General features: G+C 60.6%; 23 protein-coding genes. 13 read left to right on the top strand and 10 right to left on the bottom strand.

The features are described from left to right. The first annotated feature begins 87 nt into the window (after positions 1-87). The 3 genes from LAO20_05060 (at position 88) to LAO20_05050 (ending at position 2,819) form a co-directional block, all read left to right on the top strand. The gene (locus LAO20_05060) at positions 88-786 is read left to right on the top strand and encodes a hypothetical protein (GenBank protein MBZ5530781.1); all 699 of its coding nucleotides are present in this window, start codon (positions 88-90) and stop codon (positions 784-786) included. A gap of 42 nt (positions 787-828) precedes the next feature. After that, the gene (gene trxB, locus LAO20_05055) at positions 829-1,767 is read left to right on the top strand and encodes a thioredoxin-disulfide reductase (protein MBZ5530780.1); all 939 of its coding nucleotides are present in this window, start codon (positions 829-831) and stop codon (positions 1,765-1,767) included. A 134-nt stretch (positions 1,768-1,901) separates the two neighbouring features. Further along, entirely contained in the window at positions 1,902-2,819 is a 918-nt protein-coding gene (locus LAO20_05050) for a proline dehydrogenase family protein (GenBank protein MBZ5530779.1), read from the top strand. 391 nt (positions 2,820-3,210) lie between these two features. Here the strand turns inward: LAO20_05050 and LAO20_05045 are convergent, their stop codons facing one another. Both LAO20_05045 and LAO20_05040 read right to left on the bottom strand, forming a co-directional pair. Beyond that, positions 3,211-4,425: a glycosyltransferase gene (locus tag LAO20_05045; GenBank protein ID MBZ5530778.1), complete on the bottom strand. Its 1,215-nt coding sequence runs from the start codon at positions 4,423-4,425 to the stop codon at positions 3,211-3,213. A gap of 2 nt (positions 4,426-4,427) precedes the next feature. Next, positions 4,428-5,636, bottom strand: coding sequence for an MFS transporter (locus LAO20_05040; protein ID MBZ5530777.1), 1,209 nt, complete (start codon positions 5,634-5,636; stop codon positions 4,428-4,430). Between the two features lie 98 nt (positions 5,637-5,734). On the opposite strand from LAO20_05040, the gene LAO20_05035 reads away from it, so the two are divergent. The 4 genes from LAO20_05035 to LAO20_05020 all read left to right on the top strand — a co-directional run bounded on the left by LAO20_05035 (position 5,735) and on the right by LAO20_05020 (position 8,817). Further along, entirely contained in the window at positions 5,735-6,517 is a 783-nt protein-coding gene (locus LAO20_05035; GenBank protein ID MBZ5530776.1) for an ABC transporter ATP-binding protein, read from the top strand. 95 nt (positions 6,518-6,612) lie between these two features. Then, positions 6,613-8,121 (top strand): hypothetical protein, encoded by a 1,509-nt coding sequence (locus LAO20_05030; protein MBZ5530775.1) that lies wholly within the window; start codon positions 6,613-6,615, stop codon positions 8,119-8,121. 124 nt (positions 8,122-8,245) lie between these two features. Further along, positions 8,246-8,500, top strand: coding sequence for a hypothetical protein (locus tag LAO20_05025; protein MBZ5530774.1), 255 nt, complete (start codon positions 8,246-8,248; stop codon positions 8,498-8,500). Continuing rightward, positions 8,497-8,817 (top strand): type II toxin-antitoxin system RelE/ParE family toxin, encoded by a 321-nt coding sequence (locus tag LAO20_05020; GenBank protein ID MBZ5530773.1) that lies wholly within the window; start codon positions 8,497-8,499, stop codon positions 8,815-8,817. The genes LAO20_05025 and LAO20_05020 overlap by 4 nt, the downstream gene beginning before the upstream one ends. Positions 8,818-8,829: 12 nt before the next feature. Here LAO20_05020 and queF read toward each other — a convergent pair whose 3' ends face one another. Next, a complete protein-coding gene (gene queF, locus LAO20_05015) occupies positions 8,830-9,228 on the bottom strand; it encodes a preQ(1) synthase (GenBank protein ID MBZ5530772.1) in 399 nt (132 codons plus the stop codon). A gap of 187 nt (positions 9,229-9,415) precedes the next feature. On the opposite strand from queF, the gene LAO20_05010 reads away from it, so the two are divergent. The 4 genes from LAO20_05010 to LAO20_04995 are packed head-to-tail and all read left to right on the top strand — an operon-like array spanning position 9,416 to position 13,557. Then, positions 9,416-10,666 (top strand): efflux RND transporter periplasmic adaptor subunit, encoded by a 1,251-nt coding sequence (locus LAO20_05010; GenBank protein MBZ5530771.1) that lies wholly within the window; start codon positions 9,416-9,418, stop codon positions 10,664-10,666. Between the two features lie 5 nt (positions 10,667-10,671). Beyond that, positions 10,672-11,640 (top strand): tetratricopeptide repeat protein, encoded by a 969-nt coding sequence (locus LAO20_05005; protein MBZ5530770.1) that lies wholly within the window; start codon positions 10,672-10,674, stop codon positions 11,638-11,640. A gap of 52 nt (positions 11,641-11,692) precedes the next feature. Continuing rightward, positions 11,693-13,042 (top strand): TolC family protein, encoded by a 1,350-nt coding sequence (locus LAO20_05000; GenBank protein MBZ5530769.1) that lies wholly within the window; start codon positions 11,693-11,695, stop codon positions 13,040-13,042. Positions 13,043-13,047: 5 nt separating this feature from the next. Continuing rightward, the gene (locus LAO20_04995; protein MBZ5530768.1) at positions 13,048-13,557 is read left to right on the top strand and encodes a hypothetical protein; all 510 of its coding nucleotides are present in this window, start codon (positions 13,048-13,050) and stop codon (positions 13,555-13,557) included. A gap of 30 nt (positions 13,558-13,587) precedes the next feature. Here LAO20_04995 and LAO20_04990 read toward each other — a convergent pair whose 3' ends face one another. The 7 genes from LAO20_04990 to LAO20_04960 form a co-directional block, all read right to left on the bottom strand. Further along, complete coding sequence (locus tag LAO20_04990) at positions 13,588-14,217, bottom strand: GNAT family N-acetyltransferase (protein MBZ5530767.1); 630 nt, start codon at positions 14,215-14,217, stop codon at positions 13,588-13,590. Positions 14,218-14,335: 118 nt separating this feature from the next. Next, on the bottom strand, positions 14,336-14,542 hold the full coding sequence (locus tag LAO20_04985) for a hypothetical protein (protein ID MBZ5530766.1): 207 nt from the start codon (positions 14,540-14,542) through the stop codon (positions 14,336-14,338). A gap of 197 nt (positions 14,543-14,739) precedes the next feature. Then, positions 14,740-15,336 (bottom strand): dihydrofolate reductase family protein, encoded by a 597-nt coding sequence (locus LAO20_04980; GenBank protein ID MBZ5530765.1) that lies wholly within the window; start codon positions 15,334-15,336, stop codon positions 14,740-14,742. 64 nt (positions 15,337-15,400) lie between these two features. Further along, positions 15,401-15,568: a hypothetical protein gene (locus LAO20_04975; GenBank protein ID MBZ5530764.1), complete on the bottom strand. Its 168-nt coding sequence runs from the start codon at positions 15,566-15,568 to the stop codon at positions 15,401-15,403. Positions 15,569-15,870: 302 nt separating this feature from the next. Then, on the bottom strand, positions 15,871-16,791 hold the full coding sequence (locus LAO20_04970) for a formamidopyrimidine-DNA glycosylase (protein MBZ5530763.1): 921 nt from the start codon (positions 16,789-16,791) through the stop codon (positions 15,871-15,873). 423 nt (positions 16,792-17,214) lie between these two features. Further along, positions 17,215-17,910, bottom strand: coding sequence for a VIT1/CCC1 transporter family protein (locus LAO20_04965; GenBank protein ID MBZ5530762.1), 696 nt, complete (start codon positions 17,908-17,910; stop codon positions 17,215-17,217). Positions 17,911-18,094: 184 nt separating this feature from the next. Next, positions 18,095-19,522 carry a DUF4382 domain-containing protein gene (locus LAO20_04960; protein ID MBZ5530761.1) on the bottom strand — a complete coding sequence of 476 codons (1,428 nt, stop codon included), beginning with the start codon at positions 19,520-19,522 and terminating at the stop codon, positions 18,095-18,097. Positions 19,523-19,904: 382 nt separating this feature from the next. Here LAO20_04960 and LAO20_04955 point away from each other — a divergent pair, with 382 nt between their 5' ends. Together LAO20_04955 and LAO20_04950 are read left to right on the top strand one after the other, a co-directional pair. After that, a complete protein-coding gene (locus LAO20_04955; GenBank protein ID MBZ5530760.1) occupies positions 19,905-21,206 on the top strand; it encodes a DUF1795 domain-containing protein in 1,302 nt (433 codons plus the stop codon). Between the two features lie 112 nt (positions 21,207-21,318). Continuing rightward, positions 21,319-21,519 carry a DUF3606 domain-containing protein gene (locus tag LAO20_04950; protein MBZ5530759.1) on the top strand — a complete coding sequence of 67 codons (201 nt, stop codon included), beginning with the start codon at positions 21,319-21,321 and terminating at the stop codon, positions 21,517-21,519. Positions 21,520-21,582 lie beyond the last annotated feature (63 nt).

The following is a 21,582-nucleotide window of genomic DNA, read 5'->3' as shown; positions in this document are numbered from 1 at the left end:
GTTTCCCCGGCCTCAGATCACCCGATCACGCGCGATCACCCGATCACCCGATTCCGATCACCCGATCTTTCTTGTAGAATTCTCAACGTGTTCAAGCCCGCATCCCTCGTCATCTTTGCCTTGTCGCTGAGCGCCTGGTCGGCTGCACAGCAGGCTGCACCCAAGCCCACGCAATCTCCGGAGGGCCAGCCGCCGGTCAAGCTGAACCTGCTGAACGTCTGCAAGCCTCCGGCGGAGGAACTGGCGGAGATCAAGAGCGTGTTTGCCAAGGCGGCGGTCAAGCCGGCCTTCAGCCGCGATTTTGAAGTGTCTCGCGGGCGCGCGACCATGAAAGATTCGCCGGACTCCAAGTTCGTCCGCCTGCGCCGCGACATGACGCCGGATTCGTCGCTGATGACCACGCAATACTCCATGAGTACGGACGAGAAAGACACGGTGGAGACCCTGGTGTTGCGCAGCCGTGACGCCAAAGATTTTCACGAAATCGCATTCGAAGACCGCGTGTCCGCGAGCGCCGCTTCACCCCTCGCCGTCCTGAGCGTAGATACGCCGGTAACGCGCATCCGGCTGGAGCGCTATGGAAAGAAGTCCATTGTGCTGGCGCGTTGCCCGGATGCGGACCAGAGCGCCCTGGAACCGTTCTTCCGCGACGCATCGGACCTGATGGCCCGCTACCGCAAGGCGCTGGGCCTGCGCAGCGCGTTCCGCACGGACATCAGCTGGCTCAATGCCGAGGTCGCCAAGCCGGAAGGCGCGAAAGCGCCGCCGAAAAAGAAGTCCAAGTGACCCGCTGAAACCAAAATGCCGTTCAGGAATCCAAACAACAGTATGGAAAACTCCGTTCGCGATACCGTAATTCTCGGCACCGGCTGCGCCGGGCTCACCGCCGCCATCTACGCGGGCCGCGCCAACTTGAAGCCGCTGGTTTTTGAAGGCCATGAACCGGGCGGCCAGTTGTCAATGACCACGCTGGTGGAAAATTTTCCCGGCTTCCCGGAAGGCATACAGGGCCCGGAACTGATTGACAACATACGCAAGCAGGCCGCGCGCTTTGGCGCGGAGTTCAAGCCCGGCCACTTGGTGAAAGCCGATCTCTCTCAGCGGCCGTTTACGCTGGATTTTGGCGGCGGCAAAACGGAGAAGACAAACACGCTGATCATCGCCAGCGGAGCTTCAGCGCGATGGCTGGGCCTGCCCAGCGAGCAGGCGCTGATCGGCCACGGCGTTTCGTCGTGCGCCACCTGTGACGGCTTCTTCTTCAAAGGCAAGCCGATCACGGTGATCGGCGGCGGCGATTCCGCCATGGAAGAAGCGCTGTTCCTCTCGCGCTTTGCCACCAAGGTGACGGTGATCCATCGCCGCGACCATTTCCGCGCGTCCAAGATCATGCTGGACCGCGCCCGTATGCACGAGAAGATCGAGTTCCTGCCGGACACGATCGTGGAAGAAGTGAAAGATGTCGCAGCGAAAGAAGTGACGGCGCTGAAGCTGCGCAACGTGAAGACCCAAAAAGTCTGGGACCTGCCCACCAGTGCCATGTTCCTGGGCATTGGCCATGTGCCCAATGCCAAGATGTTCAGCGGCCAGTTGGACATGGACCACGACGGCTACCTCAAGACCCGCGACTTTGTCCACACCAACGTCCCCGGCGTCTATGCTTGCGGCGACGTGCAGGACCGCCGCTATCGCCAGGCGATTACCGCCGCCGGATCAGGCTGCGCCGCGGCGATTGAGGTGGAGAAATTCTTGGAGGAACACGGGCGGTAATGAAATCGGGTGATCGCGCGTGATCGGGTCATCGGGTGATCAGGTTGACGCAAACCTGAGTTTGCCAAAGTTCGGTGATGTGTTACAAAAATATGTTTGCCTCTCATGACTAATTCCCGCCGTGCAGGAGCCTTGTGTTAAGGGCCGCCTTCATCTCACTTTCTGAAAGCAAGTCCATCCGCTCGGCGGCGGAGAAGACCTGGTTTGGCCAGCGGCTTTCCCGCCGCTTTGTGGCCGGCACGCAAGTGGAAGACGCGCTGGCTGCCACGCGGGCCATGAACCAGTTGGGCTTGGGCGTGAGCGTGGACAACCTGGGCGAAAACGTCACCAACGCTGACGAAGCCCGCCACAGCGCGCAGCTTTACCACCAGATGCTGGACCAGATGTCGGCACAGGGGCTGGACGCCAACGTGAGCCTTAAGCTTACGCACATGGGGCTGGACGTGAACGAGAACATGGCTTATGAGATTGCGTCCAACCTGGTGCAGCATGCCGTGCGCATCAACAGCTTTGTCCGCGTGGACATGGAGGGCTCGGCCTACACCCAGCGCACGCTGGACTTTGTCCATCGCCTGCACCAGCAAGCCGAGAACGCCGGCCACGTGGGCGCGGTGATCCAGTCGTATTTGAAGCGCAGCGAAAAAGACGTTGAACAACTCATCGCCGGGCGAATCCGCGTGCGGCTGTGCAAAGGCGCATACAAAGAACCGGCGGACATCGCCTTCGAGGACAAAGCCGACGTTGACGCCAACTACATCAAGCTGATGAAGATGCTGCTGAAGAGCGGCGTGTACCATGGCATCGCCACGCACGACGAGAAGATGATCCGCGCGACCATCGAATTTGCGCAAAAGGAAAAGATTCCAGCTTCAGCTTTCGAGTTCCAGATGCTGTACGGCGTGCGCCGCGACCTGCAACTCAAACTGATCAAAGACGGCTGGCGCTGCCGCGTTTATATTCCCTTCGGGACGGAGTGGTATCCCTACCTGATGCGCCGCCTGGCGGAGCGTCCGGCAAACGCGATTTTCATTTTGAAGAACTTGTTCCGGTAGAACTTTACGCAAATTTGCGCGGATGAACGCGGATTGCGAAGTTTAGCCACGCTCCGCGGGCTGTGTCATCCTGAGCGATGGCCGAGTCCCGCAACGTGGGACGAGGGTGAGTCGAAGGACCCCGACACTGCTCAGATCCTTAAACGTGGCTTTGGGGAGTTTTCCCAGAATCTCCTGGCCCCATCTCACACAACTGGTCCAGGAATCTTGTGAGAATACCCCGTCGCTGCGTTTGTGTCGGAAGCATCGGCGGGGTCCTTCGACTCCGCGCCTTTCAGCAACGGTGAACCGCACATCTTCCTGGCGCTTCGCTCAGGATGACAGGTTAAGGAAAGCAATGTACAACCTAAGCACTGACGTTGTGGGTCACATCTCTGTTGCAATCATGTCGTCAACCACTTCCCTTCCGTAACTCTTTCAGCGAATACTTTGTTCCCCGCCAGGTGACGCCGCCTGCGCGCAAAGCCAGAAACGCCGATTGCAACACGGCAAAGAGAAAAAGCGCGGCGCCCAGGGGAAAGGTAATGAAGATCAGCGGCGAGATGCGCGAGACGCGCGCGGTCATCGCGTGTAAGCCGGCGATCATCGCCACGGCAACGGCAAAGCCGGCGCGCGACCAACCGGGCGCCAGGATGAGCCCAATGAATGGCGCCATGCACAGCGTGAACAACAACGCGCACGCCGCCAAAGCCAGGCTGATGCGGAAGCGGAAGAAGGCAAACAAATTTTTCTCCAGGTTGGCGACCACGCCCATCGCGCCCACCGCCCAGCGCAGGCTGACCAGGCCCGGGCCGAAGACCACGTCCTGCCGCAGACCGGCTGCTTTGACCGCTTCGCCCAATTTCAGATCATCCACTACCGCCAGCCGCAGCTTTTCATAGGTGCCAACGGCTTCGTAGGCGGCACGCCGGATGAGATTGAAAGCGCCCACGCCGATGGAATCTTTGGCGTCGGGGTCGCGCACCTTCCAATGGCGTATGGCCAGGTTGGCCGAAACCTGGGGAAACGAGATCATCATGCGCTCGCCCCATGACGCGGTGATCGCGGTAGGAAACACCACAAGGTGGTCTATCGCCGTCTTAGTAGCGTAGAGCATGGCGCGGCGCAAGGCGTCCGGGCGAAATACGCAGTCGGCGTCGGTAAACAGAATCCAGTCGCTGGCTGCGTTCGGCCCCATCGCGCCAAAGGGCGGCTCGCCGGGAATCGCGGTTTGTTGCGCGCCCAGCCACATGGCGTGCGTTTTGCCCAGCCAGCCTTCCGGTAAATTCTGGACGTGGAGCACGCGCAACCGGCCGCGAGCCTCTCGATCCGAAGCCAGCCGCTGCATGATTCTTCCCGTTTCGTCAGTGGAGCGGTCATTCACGGCGATGACCTGGTAGTTGGGATAATCCAGATGGAGCAGCGAGCGCAGCGCCGGTTCGACGGCGGCGGCTTCGTCGCGTGCGGGAACCACGATGGTCAGCGAAGGCAGGGCTGTGTCCTGCGGCGGGTCCCACGCTGGCTGCGTGATGTCAGCCATGCGATGGTGGTTCAGCGCGGCTTGCAGGACAGAGAACGTCCACACCAGAGCCAGCCCAACACCGGTAATCCAGCAAAACCAAAGCATCTTCAGGCGGCCTTGGGGCGCGGCGCGAATTGGGCGCCATAGATAAGGACAATTCCAGAGAGCGCAGCGGCGGCGAAGGCCACCCAGAACCCGGTCTGAAGAGAGGTCCTGCCGGAAATCACGCCGATCAGGTAAGGGGAGGTTGCGTCTCCCAGCAGGTGAATCACAAAAATGTTCACCGCCAGCGCGGTAGAACGGATTCTAGGGGCCACAGAGTTCACCAACGCCGCGTTCGTGGGCGCCGTTCCAAGGAGGAGAAAGAATATAGCCAAGAACATGGCGGCGAACATAAGACTTCCGGTCACATAAACCGTGGCCACCATCAACGGCACCGCCACAAACATTGCGATGCCGGAAAAAGTGTAATAAGCGCCGAAGTAACGCTTGAGCAGGCGATCGCCAATCCATCCGCCAAGCAGTGTGGCGACAATCCCATTGAAGCCAGCCATGCCCCCAAAAATGATCCCAGCCTTGTCGACCGGCACATGGCGCAAGCGCACAAGAAAAGTTGGAATCCACTGCTGCAGGCCGCCGACGGCAAAGGTATACATGGCCATGCCAAGCGTTGCCGTTATGAAGGCGCCGTTTCTAGCCAGCCCGGCCACGGTGGAGCGGGAGGGAGAGGAGTCTTCCGCTTCAGACAATCCACGGGGCGGTTCGGGCAGGAACCAGAGAACCAGTGCCAGCGCGAACCCGGGAAGGCCGGCTACCATGAACGGCATGCGCCATCCCCAATGGTGCCCGGCGATGCCGCCAAGCATCAGCCCGAGGGCGCTGCCGAACGGAAGGCCGAGGAAAAAAACCGCGAGCATGCGCCCGCGTCGCTCGACGGGAAATGAATCGGCGATGAGCGTGGGGGCAATAGTCGCATAGCTCGCCTCACCAATTCCCACAATGGTATGGCGAAATAGCAGTTGGCCAAACGTGTGCGTTATCCATGTGAACAGCGTAAAGCCGCTCCAGATCAGAATGCCCACTGTCATTATGTTCTTGCGGGAGAAGCGGTCCCCCAACCAGCCAACGCATGGGGCCGCAACCATATAGGCAATAAAAAACGCGAACGTGAGAAAGCCATAGTCGGCATCACTGCGGGGGAATTCTTTCTGAATCAGAGGTTGAACACCGAACAGTACATTGCGGTCAATGTAGTTCAGCATGTTCAGTCCGGTCAGGACCGCCAGCATGGTGTACGGATAGGTCTTGGTGGACATTGGGTTGCGCCATTATATCCGCGGGGAACTGCGCTAAACTAAAACCTCGCCGTCGCATCAGGCTGGGGAGTTCTTCATTTTGCTGACCATGGAGCAACATGGCTGAGATCGTTCTGGAAACTATTGCGCTGCGCCGCACGTTTAGCTCGCTGGTGGCCGTGGATGACTTGAATCTAACGGTCGAGAAACAGCAGTTCTACGGCTTCCTGGGACCGAACGGCGCGGGAAAGTCCACCACCATCAAGATGCTGACCGGCCTGCTGAAGCCCACAAGCGGCCAAATCCGTCTGCTCGGCCTGGACCTGGAGCACAACGCCGTCGCGATCAAAGGCCGCATCGGCGTGGTGCCCGAAGGGCTGGCGCTATTTGAGCGCCTGACCGGCGCGCAGCTGTTGAACTTTGTTGGACGCATGTACGGCCTGGACCGCGCTATCGCGGCCGAACGCACGGCCGAGCTTCTGGAATTCATGGACTTGAACGATTCGGCGGACAAGCTGGTGGCCGACTACTCGCACGGCATGAAGAAAAAGACCGCGCTGGCCGCGGCGGTGATTCACGGCCCGGCGATCCTGTTTCTGGATGAGCCGTTTGAAGGCGTGGACGCCATTGCCGCCACCACGCTCAAGCGGCTGTTGCAGCGTTTTATCTCGCACGGCGGAACGGTCTTTCTCACGTCGCACGTGATGGAGGTGGTGGAGCGCCTTTGCACGCATATCGGCATCATCCGGCAAGGGCGGCTGGTGGCGGCGGGGTCGCTGGAAGAACTGCGCGCCGGAGTGCGAGTGGCGGGGCATGAAGGCACCGCGCTTACGCTGGAAGAAATTTTTCTGCAGGTGGTCGGCGGCCAGAAGCAGGACGCGGAGGTGCTTTCCTGGCTTTAGCCGATTCCAACAGCCATTTTGTCCTGCTGCTGCGGCTGCGCTGGCAGCTCTTCCGCAACTCCCTGCGGCGGCGCAACCGGAAGTCGGAGTTGGCGATGCAGTCAGTGGGATACCTGGTCAGCTCGCTGTTCGTGGTGGGCACCAGCGCTGGCTTCTTCGCCGCAACCGTGGCCCTGCTGCCCGGCGGCAAATTCAACGTCCTGGCAGGCTTGCTGTGGGCGGTGTTCCTGATCTGGCAGCTTGCGCCGGTGCTGTTTGAAGGCTACTCGCCCGGGCTGAACTTTCGCGAAGTGGCGCGTTATCCGGTGTCCATGCGGCTGTATTTCTTTCTCAACGCGGCGTACGGAATTTTCGATCCGGCGGCCCTCACCGGCCTGTGCTGGCTGTTCAGCATCTGGCTGGGCATTGTCTATGCGCGCGCGGAGTGGGCGCTTCCCGCGGCTTTGGCATTTGCGGTCTTTGCCGCGTTCAACGTGGTCTGCAACCGGATCGTCATCGGCCTGTTCGAGCGTTTCCAGAGCACGCGCAAAGGCCGGGAGCGCATGGTGGCCTTGCTGCTGCTTCTGGCTTTGCTGCCGCAGATGGCTAACTTCATGTTCAACGGCTGGATTGACGTCAAGCGTTTTCATCCGCCGGCGTGGGCCCGCGATGTGTTCTCCGGTCTGCTCCAGGTTTCTCCGCCGGGCTTGGCCGCACAAAGCGTGACCCAGCCGGCCATGGACAAGCTGCTTCCCGCCGGCATACTGCTGGCGTATTTGCTGCTGGCCGCGTGGCTCCAGGTGCGAAACCTGCGCAAGGTGTATCAGGGAGAGATCTACGCGGAGACCGTGGCCGTGAAGCGTGACCTGAAGATCAAACCAGGATGGCGGCTGCCCTTGGTGGACGAAGCCGTGAGCGCGATCTTTGAAAAAGAGATGCGCTACCTGCGGCAGAATTCGCGGCTGATTGTGCAATTGCTCTACCCGCTCATCCTCTTTGCCTTTATGTCCCTGGGAGGCCCAGGCAGAAAGCTGCCCTTTTTCTCCAGCGGCGGCGGCATGCTGGGTCCGTTCGCGGCGTTGATGGCGCTTTCGGTCTCCAACTTGTCATACAACACGTTCGGCATGGACCGCGAGGGCTTTGGCCGCTGGCTGCTCTCTCCGCTCTCGCTGCGAAAAGTGTTCATCGCCAAAAGCCTCACCCAGGGCGCGGTGATGTCCGGGTGTTTCCTGCTTGGCGCCGTGATCATTGTGACGATCCGGCACGTATCGTGGGACCTGCTGGCGGCGGTGATCGCGGGCTTTTTGTGCGTGCTGATTGTCCAGATCGGCGCGGGCAACGTGATCTCAGTCTATTGGCCGCGACGGATTGACCTTACGCAGATGAGTTCCCGCATGACGTCCAACGCCGCGGGCTTCGCGTCGCTGGCCGTGAACCTTCCTCTGATGGCGATCATCGGCGGCGTGGTGCTGGCAACCTGGCTCTTCCATCTGACATGGCTGCCGCTGGCGGCGGGTCTGACCGGGCTGGCGGGGTCTATCTTTCTTTATTCGCGGCTTTTGAACTGGGCTGTCCGCTACGCAAACGAACATTTGGAGGAGATCGCGGGACAGTTGGGAGTGTGAGCGTCTGCCTAAAGGCCCGCAATTCGCAAGCGAATCGCTAGACGCTGATACGGGTAGTGGGTCAGTCCGAACTGACCCACAGTACCCGTTGACAGCAGCCCTTGATGTCCCTAGGCTAGTCGTTATGGAAGTGAACCTCACACCCGAGCTGGAAGCGAAGCTGGATCAATTAGCGGCGCAGACCGGACGCGCCAAGAGTGAGCTGGTGCAGGATGTGGTTGCCGGTTACCTGGAGGAACTGATCCACGTCCGCGAAATGCTTGATTCGCGCTACGACGACATCAAGAGCGGCAAGGTCAAGCCGGTGGATGGTGAGGCGTTCTTTGAAAGCCTTCGGCAACGAGAAGAAGAGTTGCTCAAACGACGCTCGTCGCAATGAAACCGGGGCCCGGCTTCCAGCTTCATCCACTCGCCGCACTAGACATCACAGGGATCTGGGAATTTATCGCCAGCGATAGTCCGGTGGCTGCCGGAAAGATGAGACAAGAAATTCTGGACGCTGTACGCAGTCTTGTGCCTTTTCCTCATCGGGGCCACAGAAGGCCGGACATCACTTCGCGGCCATTGCGATTCCTCACAGTGAGAGACTATCTCATCGCTTATGCGCCGGACACAGATCCTTTGGCTATCATCGCCGTGCTCCACGGCCGCCGCAGCCCCAGAATCATGGCCGCGATTCTGCGAGGCCGGCAGTAGCGAGCCGCCGCGCTATTTCTTCCCTCTCGGCCACTTGGCTTCCACCGTTGTCCCGATTCCGCCACGGGGGCGAAACACGCCGCGCACCATCGCCCACTTGGGTTTGGCTGCGCGCACCACGTCTTCCAGCACCTGGTTGACGATGTTTTCCTGAAATATGCCCAGGTTGCGATATTCCAGCAGGTATTCCTTGACCGACTTCAGTTCCAGGCAGCGCTTGGCCGGCATGTAGCGGATCTCCAGCACGCCAAAATCAGGCAGGCCGGTCTTGGGACATACGGAGGTAAACTCCGGGACGTCAATGACGATTTCGTAAGCGGGAAACTGGTTGGGCCAGGTATCAATCGCCGGGAAACGGTGGTCGAGCCCGGACTTGGCGTGATCGTCAGTGTAGCCGGTGCGCTGGGTCATCGCGACTATTGTAAATGGCGACGTGCAGCGGGCGGGAACACGCGCAAAATCGGTGGAATACGGGAACCCAATCCAGGCTAGTGACGCTGGCCGGGAGCGTGACTGGCCAGGTTCACGGGCGTTGCCACGGCGCGGGATGAGTCGCGTGTTTGCAGCCGCTTGGTTATACTTGAATTTCCTCTAACTGATGGCACAGCGTGGACAAAACGGCTCGGAACGGCGGCGGCTGCTGAGCGTGGTGGGGATTGTCATCGCCGCGGTGATTGTCTTTTCCGGCTGGATGAAGTTCCGCACCACGGTGGTTTCCGTGCGCGCGGAAAAAGTCGTCCGCCAGGACATCGCCAGCGTGATCTCCACCAACGGCAAGATTGAGCCGGTGCGCAACTTTGAAGCGCATGCCCCGGCGCCGGCCACGGTCAGACGAGTGCTGGCCAGCGAGGGAGACCACGTCCGCGCGGGGCAACTCCTGCTGCAGTTGGACGATGCTGAAGCACGCTCCCTGGCCGCCAAAGCCCTGGCGCAATTGCGCGCCGCGGAAGCGGACTTGCACGCCGTGCAAGCCGGCGGGACGCACGAAGAACTGCTGACCATCCGGGCTGAGCAGACCAAAGCGCAGATTGAGCGCGACGATGCCCGCCGCAACCTGGAGTCGGTACAGCGGCTGCAACGGAATGGCGCAGCGTCGCCCGCGGAAGTGGTGGCGGCGCAGGAGCGGCTGAACAAAGCTGAGGCTGACCTGCAATTGCTGCAAGCCAAGCTCACAGGACGCTTCTCTTCGCCGGAAATCGCCAAAGTGGCGGCGTCCGCCGACCAGGCCCGCGCCGCCTACGCTGCCGCCCAGGACTTGCTCAAGAATTCCAACATCCGCGCCCCCTTCGCGGGCACGGTCTACCAGATCCCGGTCAAGCCCGGCTCGTACGTCAACGGCGGTGAGCTGCTGGTGCAAGTCGCCAATCTTGAAAAAGTCCAGGTGCGGGCCTTTGTGGACGAACCGGAAATCGGCCGCCTGGCCAAGGGGCAAAAAGTAGAGCTGAAGTGGGACGCAACGCCTGGCCGCTTATGGACCGGCGCGCTCAGTCGCGTACCTACCGTGGTGACCATGGTGGGGACGCGCACGGTGGGCGAGATCACCTGTGAAATTGATAATTCTGACAGCAAGCTGCTGCCCAACGTAAACGTAAACGTGAGCATTTTGACGGCCCGCCACCCGGGCGCGCTCACCGTCTCGCGCGAATCCGTCCATGACCTGGAGGGCAAGCGTTACGTTTACAAGATTGTGGAAGAAAAAATTCAGGCACAGGAAGTGCAGACCGGCATCTCCAGCCTGACCCGCGTGGAGATCACCTCGGGCATCTCCGAAGGAGCGCAGATCGCCCTGGGCGCAATGAATTCTCAGCCGTTGCGCAGCGGAACTGAAGTCAGGGTGGTCGAGCGTTGAGGCGCATGTCATCGCTGCTGCTGCCGCTGGCACTGCTGCTCTTAGCGATGAATGCCGCGTGCTGGGCACTGGGGGCGGACCCCAGTCCGGAAGGGCTGCTCAAAACCGGCAAGGCGGATGAAGCGCGGCGCCTGCTGGACGCTGAGTTGGACCAGAATCCCGCCAATGCCGCCGCGTACAACCAGCTCTGCCGCGTTTATTTCCAACTGGAGCACTGGGACCAAGCCTTGCGCATGGCGGAAAAATCCGTGGCGCTGGAGCCGGCGAACAGCTCCTACCATTTGTGGCTGGGCCGTGCCGCCGGACGCAAAGCGGAAAACTCCAATCCCTTCACCGCTTACACGCTGGCCAGAAGAGTGAAAGCGGAGTTCGAACGCGCCGTTGCGCTGGACGGCAGCAATCTGTCCGCGCGCTCTGACCTGGCGGAGTACTACATGGAAGCGCCCGGCTTCCTGGGCGGCGACAAGAAGAAAGCCCGAGAGCAGGCGGACGCCGTGGCCAAGGCGGATCCCGGCCTCTCCGCGTTCATCTACGCGCGGGTGGAAGAAAAACAAGGCAACAAACACGCCGAACAACAGTTCAAGAAGGCCCTGGAGCTCAGCGGCAACCAGGCGCGCTACTGGATTGAGCTGGCGTATTTTTACCGGCGGTCAGGGCGCATGGAGGAGATGGAAGCAGCCATCGGACAGTCGCTCATCGCGCCGCGGCAGGACAGCATCCCGGAATACGACGGAGCCTTCCTCTATCTCCGCACCGGACGCAATTTCCCCGGGGCCATGCAAATGTTGCGCCACTATCTTGCCGGTGACGGCGCCGCGGAAGACGGTCCGGCTTTTCGCGCGCACTACATGCTGGGCCAACTGCTGGAGAAAAACGGTGAACGCAAGGCCGCAGCCGGTGAATACGAAGCGGCGCTGGCGCTGGCGGGACAGTACCGTCCGGCGCGGGATGCGCTGGCCCGGGTTTCCCGATAGAATCTCAAGCATTCCCGCTCTCTCACGATCATTTCCGCAAGGTGAAAACAAAATGAAATCAAATACTCGCGCAACCATGTTGCTTGCTTGCTTGCTCTGCTGGCTGATTTTCCCGCCGTCGTCTTCCGCCCAGGACTCCGGGGCCGGAGCAGAGGCCCAGGCCATGAATGACAAGCCGCTTCCCTTTCGGACGGCCATTGAGCTGGCGCTGAAAAACAGCGTGGCCACCGGCGTGAGCATGGCGGACCTGCAGCGCGCGCGGGCCACGGTTTCGCAAACGCGCGACGCCTATGTGCCGCAGATGGTCTTTGGCTCCGGGCTGGGCTGGTCGTACGGCTTCCCTCTGAGCCTGGAAGGGGCCGCTCCTTCCATCTTCAACGTGAACATTCAAGGCGCGCTGTGGAACCCCGCTCAGCGCGACACCATCCGGGCGGCAAAGACGGACGTTGAGCTGACCAGCGCGCAGAACGCCGCGCGGCGCGATGACGTGATCATGGAAACGGCGGTGAGTTACATCCAGCTTGATCTGCTGGAGTCGTCGCTCTCTGTGCAGCGCGAACAGCGGCAGGCCGCCGCCAAGTTCCAGGAAACCGTGAACCAACGCGTGCAGGAAGGGCTGGACAGCCAGGTGGAAACCACGCGAGCCAAGTTGGCCGTGGCGCGCACGCGCTTGAGCATCGCGCAAACCCAGGCCGCCGCCGACCAACTGCGGCTCCGACTGTCCCAGCTCACCGGCCTTCCCGCCAAGGCCATCAGGACTTCCACGGAAACCATTCCAGCCCTGCACGACGTTTCCCAGGATGACGACCTTCCCGGACAAGCGGCGCAGAAGAGCCTGGCGGTAAAGGTTGCTGAAGACGCGGCACAGATCAAAGACTTCCGCGCCCGCGCGGAGCGCAAGCTGCTGTATCCGTCGGTGGACCTGGTGGCGCAATACGCGGTGCTGGCGCGCTTCAACAACTACGACCAGTTCTTCCAGAAATTCCAGCGGCACAACGTGACGGCGGGCGTGGCCATCCGCTTCCCCTTCTTCAACGCCACGCAGCACGCCGCGGCGGACGCCGCCAAGGCTGACGCCCAGAAGTCGCACAAAGAAGCGGCCGCGGTGAAGGAGCAAGTCAGCGGGGAGACGCTGAAGCTGCAGCGCGCAGTCGAGCAACTGGCGGCGGCGCGCGACGTGGCGCAACTGGAGCACCAGTTGGCGCAGTCAGACATTGAGTCGGCGCACGCCAGGATTGAGTCCGGGCAAGCGACGGTGAAAGACGAGCAGAACGCGCGCATCGCCGAGCACCAGCGCTACGCGGCTTACCTGGAATCAAGCTTTGAGCTGGACAGAGCGCAAGTCCAACTGCTGCGCCAGACCGGCGAACTGGAGACGTGGGCGCTGGGGCCGGGACGGTAAGTCACATGTTTCGCTTCGAGGATGCTGCGAAGTCTCGCGTGTCGGTTGGCCATAGCCACGATGGTTGGAAGATTACGATTGCCAAGCGAGCCAACCGCAGCAAGTTTGGGGCGGCAATGCCGCTGGTCATATTTGTGCTCATTGCCTGCCTCGCGCTCAGCGATCCCGGCGTGGCCTTCCGGACTTTGTTCCTCCTCAGTATTCCCGGCGTCGCCTGTGTTGGACTGTTCTTGCATACCCTTCGCACCGACTTTGAAGAAGACACAATTGCGATTTCATCCGGCATGCTGACCCTGCGACGAATTGCATGGCTGTGGAAAAGCGAGAGGACGATACCCTTGAGTGAAGTTCGCGGGGTCCGCATGAGCAAAGGATGGAGCTTTGGCTTGGTTCCCGAACTCCTGCTCGAATGCCAGCGCAGAAGCTACTCCTTTGGACAATACCTGAGTGAAGATGAAGCAATGCAGGTTGTTGCTGAAGTCCGCCGCCACCTCGGTACAACATTCGAGGCGTGAGCTATCCGCCCAGCGAGTCAGCCTTTGTGCTTAGATCGTCCCTGTCATGCGCAGCAGCGCGTCACGGCCCAACAGCTTGCGCAGGGCCGCTTCGCCGAAAGTTTCAGTCATCTGAAATCCCATGCTCTGGTAGAGCGTGATCGCGCGGACGTTGCCAGCAAACACGTCAAGCTTGCACTGATGAAATCCTGCGGTGCGCCCGCGGACGAACTGCCGCTCTATGAGCGATCGCGCCAGCCCGATTCGGCGGACCGAGGGTAAGACCGCGACGTGATCAATCGTCCAGAAGCCCGCGGGTTCCGGCGGAAAACTTGAGTAAAGCTCAGCCAGCCGCTGCTCCAGAGCGACCAGAGACTCGTTCGTCCAGCCGATTTCACGCAGCGCCGCGGGGAGTTCCTTTTCCGCCAGGGTTTTGTCGAAGCCGGCGGCCGAGGCCACCACGCGGCCATCAGCTTCGGCGATTTCAAAATGGGAAAAATGAAACCAGGAGCGGGCTGTGGCCGCGGCCAGGCGGCTGATTTCCGCGTGCTGGTGCTCACGCGTGCCGCCGATACTCAGTTCAAAGCCGGTGGTGTTGTAGTGCGACTGCGATGCCAGGCAGATCAGGGTGGCGAGCGAATGGGCGTCGCTCAGGGCCGCCGGACGGAATACGATCTCCACTCGGACAGCTTAGCAGGAGTGTTCGCGAAGGCTGTTGCTATGCAAGAGTCCACGCGAATTCGCCCGCGACCTGGTTGGCGCGCGGCGCTTCAGCAAAGAGACGATTCTGGACGACGCGCTACGGGGCCAGCACGCCGGAATAACGGATGGACAGCCACACCACGATGCTGCCGACAAAGGCGACCGCGCCGATCAACGCAATGAAGCCGGCGACAAAAACCGGCAGAAGCGGATGCTCATCGGCTACGGCGGCAACGGCGGGCTTGGGGACCAACTGCAGCGGCTTGGCTTCTTCCGCTGAAATTCTGGCTACGGCTGTGCTCATGGGGCTCTCCCTGGAAAATGAACTCGAGTGGAAAGTATGGCGGCAGTGTCACGGCGGGGCTGTGATGGCCGTCACACGCGGATGTGACGTGCCGCTCCGCGGCCATGGTGCGACGCTAGCAAAGCCGAGAACGGCTGTGCCACACGAGCCTTGGGCCTGCACGGACTTACGTCTACCCCCCGGCGCGAAAACCGAAATCAGCGGCTGGACTTGCCCGATCGCGATTTGGTCTTTAATTTCTTGGCCCTGGATTTCGTGATCTTGGATTTCGCCCCGGACCGCACGCGCCGATACTTGAGCTCGATCAGGCCTCGCGAGTAAGTATTGTTTTCCAGCAGCGCGAAGTTGCGTTGCGGGAAGCCGCCGGGAAAAAGCGGAATGCCTTCGCCGAGCAGCACCGGGACCACGCCCAAGTGGAGTTCGTCCACCAGGTCGGCGATGAGAGCTTGACGGGCAAGGTCTCCGCCGCCCATCAGCCAAATGTCTTTGCCCGGGTGCTGGCGGATGTCTGCAATCACCTTTGCCGGCGACTCACTGGTGAAGATGCAGCCATCGCGCTCGCCCGGCGGCAGGGTGTGGGAGCACACGTAAACTTTCACCTTGGGCCCGAAGCTGACGCCTCCCATCTTCATGGCAACGTCGTACGACTTGCGGCCCATCAGCGCGGCATCAATGGTCTTGAAAAACGGCGCCATGGAAAAGTCCTTGGTCATGAAGAGGAAATCCACCGACCCGTCAGGACGCGCGATGTAGCCATCCAGGCTGATGCCAACGGCCAGAATTACTTTGCGCATAGCGGAGGAATTGTAATACGGCACGCCGCCGATGATCAGGCGAAAGCAACGCCGCAGGACGCTCTTACGCGTCGTACTTGACTACGGATTCAAAACGGATGGGATGTGCGATGTCGTCTTTGGAATTCGAGCACAGCCACGCCAGCATGAGAAGGTCTTCCAGTTCGTTCTTCAGCGCTTGCGCCTCCACCTGCATTTCCATGACTTCAAGGTTCTTCGATTTTGGCGGCATAAGCTACCTTCTTTTGACGACGATACGTGTGTGATACGAGAGCTGTTTCGGAGTTGATGTGCGCCGGCGCTCGCACTGCGATGCAGGGGATGCCCCGCGTCATCCGGTCTATCCACAACAACTCCGAAACCGCTCTGTGATGCCGTTTATAGGAAATCTTGATTATAGGATTATTGGAATTGAATTAAAGGTATTAATTAGGACGCAGCGGAAACGGAAAAGCGACTTTGGGGGCTTTGCTTTTGGCTCTTGGCTATTGGCCATTGGCTTTTGGCTTTTGGCCAGGAGCAGGCAGAGAATAGCTACTTGCTGCCTGAAAGTCTCTCTTCCATTTCGTCCAGGGACCGTGGCCAATCCTGGCGAAGCAGCCGGCTCAACGAGCGGTCGGCCAGTAGCTTGCCGCCGGTCTGGCAGGTCGCGCAGTAGTTGGTTTCGTTGGACGCATAGCGTATCCGCTGGACTTTGGCGCCGCAGCGGGGGCACGGCTGTCCATAGCGGCCGTGGACAGCCATCTCCGGACGAAACGCCGTGACTTTCTCCGGGAACTTGCCGCCTGCTTCCGCGCGAAGCCGGTCCGTACACTCGGCCAGCGTGTGGCGCACCGCATCATAGAGGCGGCTGATCTCATCGGGCTTCAGGCGTTGCGTCAGCGCGACCGGCGAAAGCTGCGCCTGATGAAGAATTTCGTCAGAATAAGCCTTGCCGATTCCGCTGAAGAAGTGGGGATCGGTCAACGAACGCTTCAGCGTGTGGTTCTCCGCGGTCAGCATGGCAGTGAATTTCTTGAGATCGGACGAGAAGACGTCAATGCCGCCAGGATCAAGCTGGGCCAGCGCATCGTCGCCCGCCACCACATGCAGTGACGCTCGCTTGCGCGTTCCGGCTTCGGTAAGCGTGAGCGAGCCCGAGTGGAAATCCAGCGCTGCGAGCGTGCGGCGGCCGTCAGGGACTTTGCGTTGCTTGCTCCAATGCAGGCGGCCGGCGATCATCAGGTGGAAGACGATCCATAGGTTTTGCGTATCGGACGAAGACGCAAGTCCGATGGCAATCCGCTTGCCGATGCGTCGCAACGCGGCGACTGTGCATCCTTGCGCAGATTCGATGGGCGGCGTGGCGGTCTTTAGCAGCGACGGCCCGGCAATCTGGACGCGCTCCAGCACGTGGCCGACGATGCGCTGCTCCAGCGCTTCCATGTAGACAACGATGTCCGGCAGCTCTGGCACAGGAAATACCCTTTCTTTGCGCGGACAATTATGGCATGTGCATACGACCAAAACGTCCACCACGGAGACACGGAGAAGATAGGACCCGAACCCCGGTGAGGTGGCTGCCGAAACGGGATTTTCCACAGGGGCGCGGAGACAAGCAAGATGTGTCGCCCCGCTGGGGCTTACATTTCTATTTGAAGCCTACGCACCCTTGCGGCTTCGCGTTCGCTCGCCTTTAGGGTGGGCTAGACTCTTTCGCGCCTTCGGCGCTTGGAGCATTCTTCACAATGAGGTTCTTGTGTCTCTCCGCGAACACAGAACAGCACGAGGGTGTTCGCGAAGAATTTCAGAAAACGGGATGCGCTTACGCTTCAAGTTCATGCCATTTTACATACTCATCAATTGTTCGATATCTCCAGAGCAAGTATCAACAAACTGTCAGGAGATCAGCTTGGCGATGAGGTACGCTGCTCCCGCCGCCAGGCCGCCGATCACCACGGTCTGCAGGCCGCTGCGCAAAGGCTTGGCGCCGGTGAAACGTCCCTTGATATAGCCAAACACCGCCAGGGCCACCAGGGTAACCAGCACCGAATACCAGAACGCCTGCGACGATGTGTGGAAGACCATGTATGGCGAGAGCGGAATAAAGCCGCCGGCAACATAGGCTCCGGCAATGGTGGCGGCGCTGACGAAGGCGCGCTTGGGATCAGGACGCTCCAGTCCAAGCTCAAAACGCATCATGAAATCCACCCACGATGCCGGGCGCTTCTGCAAAGACGCGACCACCGGTTTGGTCTCTTCTTCGGTGAGCCCGTAGGACTGAAAAATGTCGCTGGTTTCTTTCACCTCAGCGTCTACGAGCTTCACGATTTCGGATTCTTCTCGCAGACGTTCACTCTCGTAGTGTTCAGCGTCACTCTTGGCGGCCAGGTAGCCGCCCAGTCCCATGGCAATGGAGCCGGCCACAATCTCCGCCAGTCCGGCGACGACCACAATGTGACTGGAACTTACGGCGCCGGAGATGCCGGCGGCCAGCGCGAACGGGACGGTAAGCCCGTCCGACATTCCGATGACGACGTCGCGGACCAGCGCGGTCCCGGTAAAGTGTTTCTCAACGTGCGGTACGGTGGGCATGGTTAGGTCTCCTCAGCGTGCGGAGTCTAGCACGGGAATGGGAAGGTGGGATGTGCGGTAGAGCACAAGGTTAGGACGAGGATCCCCGCCGTTCGCCCCCATGGTGAGGTTGGCAAAAAAGAAGGGCGCGACAGGAGTCGCACCCTCAGAACCTGAGCGGGTATGAGCGCCGCCCACTGAATCGTTACTGGCACCCGGTGAACGCCATGGTTGCGGCCGTGACCGAGATTCCCGCCGTCGCGGTCAGCGGTGTGCTTGCGCTGGTTTGAACGGTCTGCAGGGCGGCAGGGTTGCAGTTGGCAACGCCGGCCGAGCCGGGAACAAAGGCCAGGGCGTCCATGGTGTAAGTGACCGTGCCCGCGGGCGGCGGCGCCGGCGTCTGGTTCCCGGTAGTGACGAACGCGCCCACGCTGGGGTTAGCCGCAGGCACCGCGAGCGTGTAACTCACGCAATCAGTATTCGCCGGACAAGTGGCCGGAGCGACCGCCGGAGCCGTTACCAGCGTAGCCGTAGCGGCCGGAAGTTGCGGAAGCGGAGTAGTAATCAGCACGTTGGTGGCGTTCACAGTAATGGACTGCAAAGCTGAGAGTTCAAGGTCCGCTGGCGTGGCCGCGCTGCCGGTGCTGGTTGTGACCTGGCCTTTGATGGAAGCCGGAAGCGCCGCCGCCGTGAGGGGAACGTTGCCCAACGAGTTGCCGGGCTGCACGCCGGTGATCACTGTGGCCGCATAAGAAGTCCCTGCTGCGTTGATCGCCGTGACCACCACATCATATGTGCCGGCAGGCACGGGGCAGAAGACAAAGGCGCCGTTCGCGCCGGCAACCGTCTCCATGATCACGCGGTCCACGTTGTGGATGTCTTTCTGTTCGAGAGCCACTACGGTGGTGCCGCCGACGATGGGCAGCCGGGTTACGCCGTCCAGCACTGTACCTGAGATGGACGCGGAGGTGGTGGAAACCTCACCCGCGTGCAGCACCGGTTTCAGCCGGAACTGCCCATTGCCCAGCACCACAACGGACGCGCAGGCGTTGAAGTCAATGTTCAAGTCCTTGACTTGTCCCGCGGCAACCGTGAACTGGCCCCCGGCAAGCTGGCCGGAAGGAATCTTGATGCCGGTCTTGGACTCCGAGGAAAGCAACAGCGCATGCGGCGTGTTGCTCAAGTCGCTGGTGAGCATCACGCAGTTGGCCGCGCTGCCGCATTTGTTGCCGGCGACCGTAGCGGAGTTATCGGCCAGCATCACGCGGATCTGCTGATACGTGCCCGGCTGGATTCCCGTGGAACCCAGCGTGGCCAGAAAACACTGGTTGGTCGCCAACCCAAGCATGTCTATCTGCATGGGCGCGCCCTTCAAGTCCGGAGTCAGGTCAACCCATCCGGCATCGTTGACTGCGGCAGTGGCGCTCTGATGGATCAGCACATCGGTGATGGTCACATAGACGTGGCTGAACTGGCCTTGCGGCGCTCCGCAGGTGGCGGGATCGCTGACGTGCACGTTGACGGATGTAGCTGTGGTTGAAATGGATTGCGTTCCACTTCCGCAACTCGCGAGATAGATGGCTGTGGCTAGAGATGCCAGGATGATGAGAGAAATGTAAACACTGCGACGCATGGGAGAACTCCTTTTTGCGGCGACTCTGCTATCGGCGAGGGGCGATGGTTACGAACAGAGTCAACTTAGACGAGAGGGGCGCTCTTACCTACATGCGATTTTAGCACTCCCGGATACCACTGGAGATGAAATACGAGGCCTTGGCTTCGCACACTGTGCCGTGACTGGGGTCACTGCGCTGCCTGCACGCTGGGACGGATAAATACAGACAGGTGAGATCTGGCCTTACATTCCGGCTGTTTCTGGCTGTGAAGCTCATTCCTTCGATGTCCCGACCATAAGCGGTCCGCGGTACGGCCCGGTCTTCGATGCCGAGCGCATGCAGGCGGGTTTCGCAAGTCCGGTCCTCACCTCCGCTCCGCCAGCGCAAATGGAGGACGTTATGGTTGGCAAAATTATCTTCCGCAAAATTATCTTCTCATTGCTAGTGAGTGCGCTCAGCTTGCCCGTCCTGGCAAGCGGCGCCCAACCGCGCAGTAACGTCTTCCGTGACCGGCAGGGCCGCTTTGCGGTAGGCGTCCCGCAGGGCTGGCAGGCAACGGCCCTGGACGAAAACACAGTGCAGATCGCGGCGCCGCCGGCTTACGTCACGATTCTCGCGCTGCAGACCACAGCCAGCGCGCAAGAAATCTGCTCGCAGTTGGCAGGGCAACTGCAATCGCAATGGCAAGGACTGGAGTTGGTGCGCGAAGACCAGCCCACGGTAGCCGGCCAGCCGGCATATGCTGTCGTCTTTACCGGGACCAACCCGCGCGGCGAGCCTTCCGCATTGCGCATCATTGGAATTTCCGTGGGCAATCGCGGATTCGCGCTGATGTTTTCCGTCCCCATGGACCAGTTGAGTTCGCTGGAACCGGCCTTCGTGAGTATTGAGCAAAGTTTTTCAGTCGGCCAACGTGGCATTGCTCCCGGCGCTGGGCCCATCGCTCCGGGACCGCGCGCCGTGCCACCAGCTCAGCAACCTCCGTCCCAGGGAGTGGCGCAAGCTCCAACCGGCGGAATCCCGGCTTTCCCCTTGCAGGGAGGCTTTTGCAGCGCAGTAGCTCCCGCTGGCTGGAAGGTGACCGGTGTTCTCCCCGACGGCAAGGGCTTTTCCATTGGAAACGGCACTTTCAGCGGCGCCTACACCATCGAAGCGTTCACCGCGGTATTCATACAGGGCCGAAGGCCCTACTGTGCTGACCCGCGGGCATGCGTGCAGCAGAAGGTGGAAGAGGCGAGCCAAGCGTTAGGGCAAGGCCCCATCCAGCAGATGTCGCAAGTCCAGCAGTATGGCGAGATGTTCGTGCAGGACTTCGAGAATGCGTACACGCACACCACGGCCATGTATTCCGTTTATCCCATGTCCACGGGCGGCTATGTGCTTATCTTCCGCACAGCCAGGGGACCTAAAGAGTTGTGGCCGTCGCTGGGCGTGATTGCCGTCCTGGCCAGCGGATCCATCCGCTGCCAGGCACAGTACAGACCTACTCCCGGCACGGACCTGGGCAGGCGCGGGTCAGCTTCAGAGTCGTCAACGTACAACCGGCAGTTGGGGACCGAGTATGCTCACGATCCGGAAACCGGTGAGACTTTCTTTATGCGACACGCCACCGACTGGATGGAGAACGGCCCCGACGGCCCCGGCTACTACCGCCAGGTTGGCGGCGGCTATCGAAAGTTGACTCCGGGTCTTTCCCCGTAGAGGTTATTCACCCGGCTTGAGAGTGACAGAAAAGAAACGGACGCAAATCTTGGGCTGTCCGGCACAACGATGTCTTGCCAGGCATCCAATCTGCAGGTAAGGAGGCACTACCATGCCAGACAACAAGACCATCCGCGGGCCCAAGGACCGACTCCTGATCAGTCTCCAGGAAGACTACGAAGTCCGCTACTGGACCAAGGCTCTGGGAGTAACCAAAGAAGAATTAACAGACTTGGTCAAGAAACACGGACACTCTGCGAAAGAGATACGGCGCGTTCTGGGGATACCGGACCACAAACGGGTAGCGTCCTGATTGCCGGCGTCGGGCAGCAAGACGGGGACCGCGTCGTCGGCCCGGCCAGCGCATGATTTGTGC

It is taken from the genome of Terriglobia bacterium, from assembly GCA_020072815.1.
In the GTDB taxonomy this organism is placed as follows: domain Bacteria; phylum Acidobacteriota; class Terriglobia; order Terriglobales; family Acidobacteriaceae; genus Angelobacter.
Note: the sequence above shows the minus strand (reverse complement) of the source record. Positions and strands in the feature narration are given on the sequence as shown.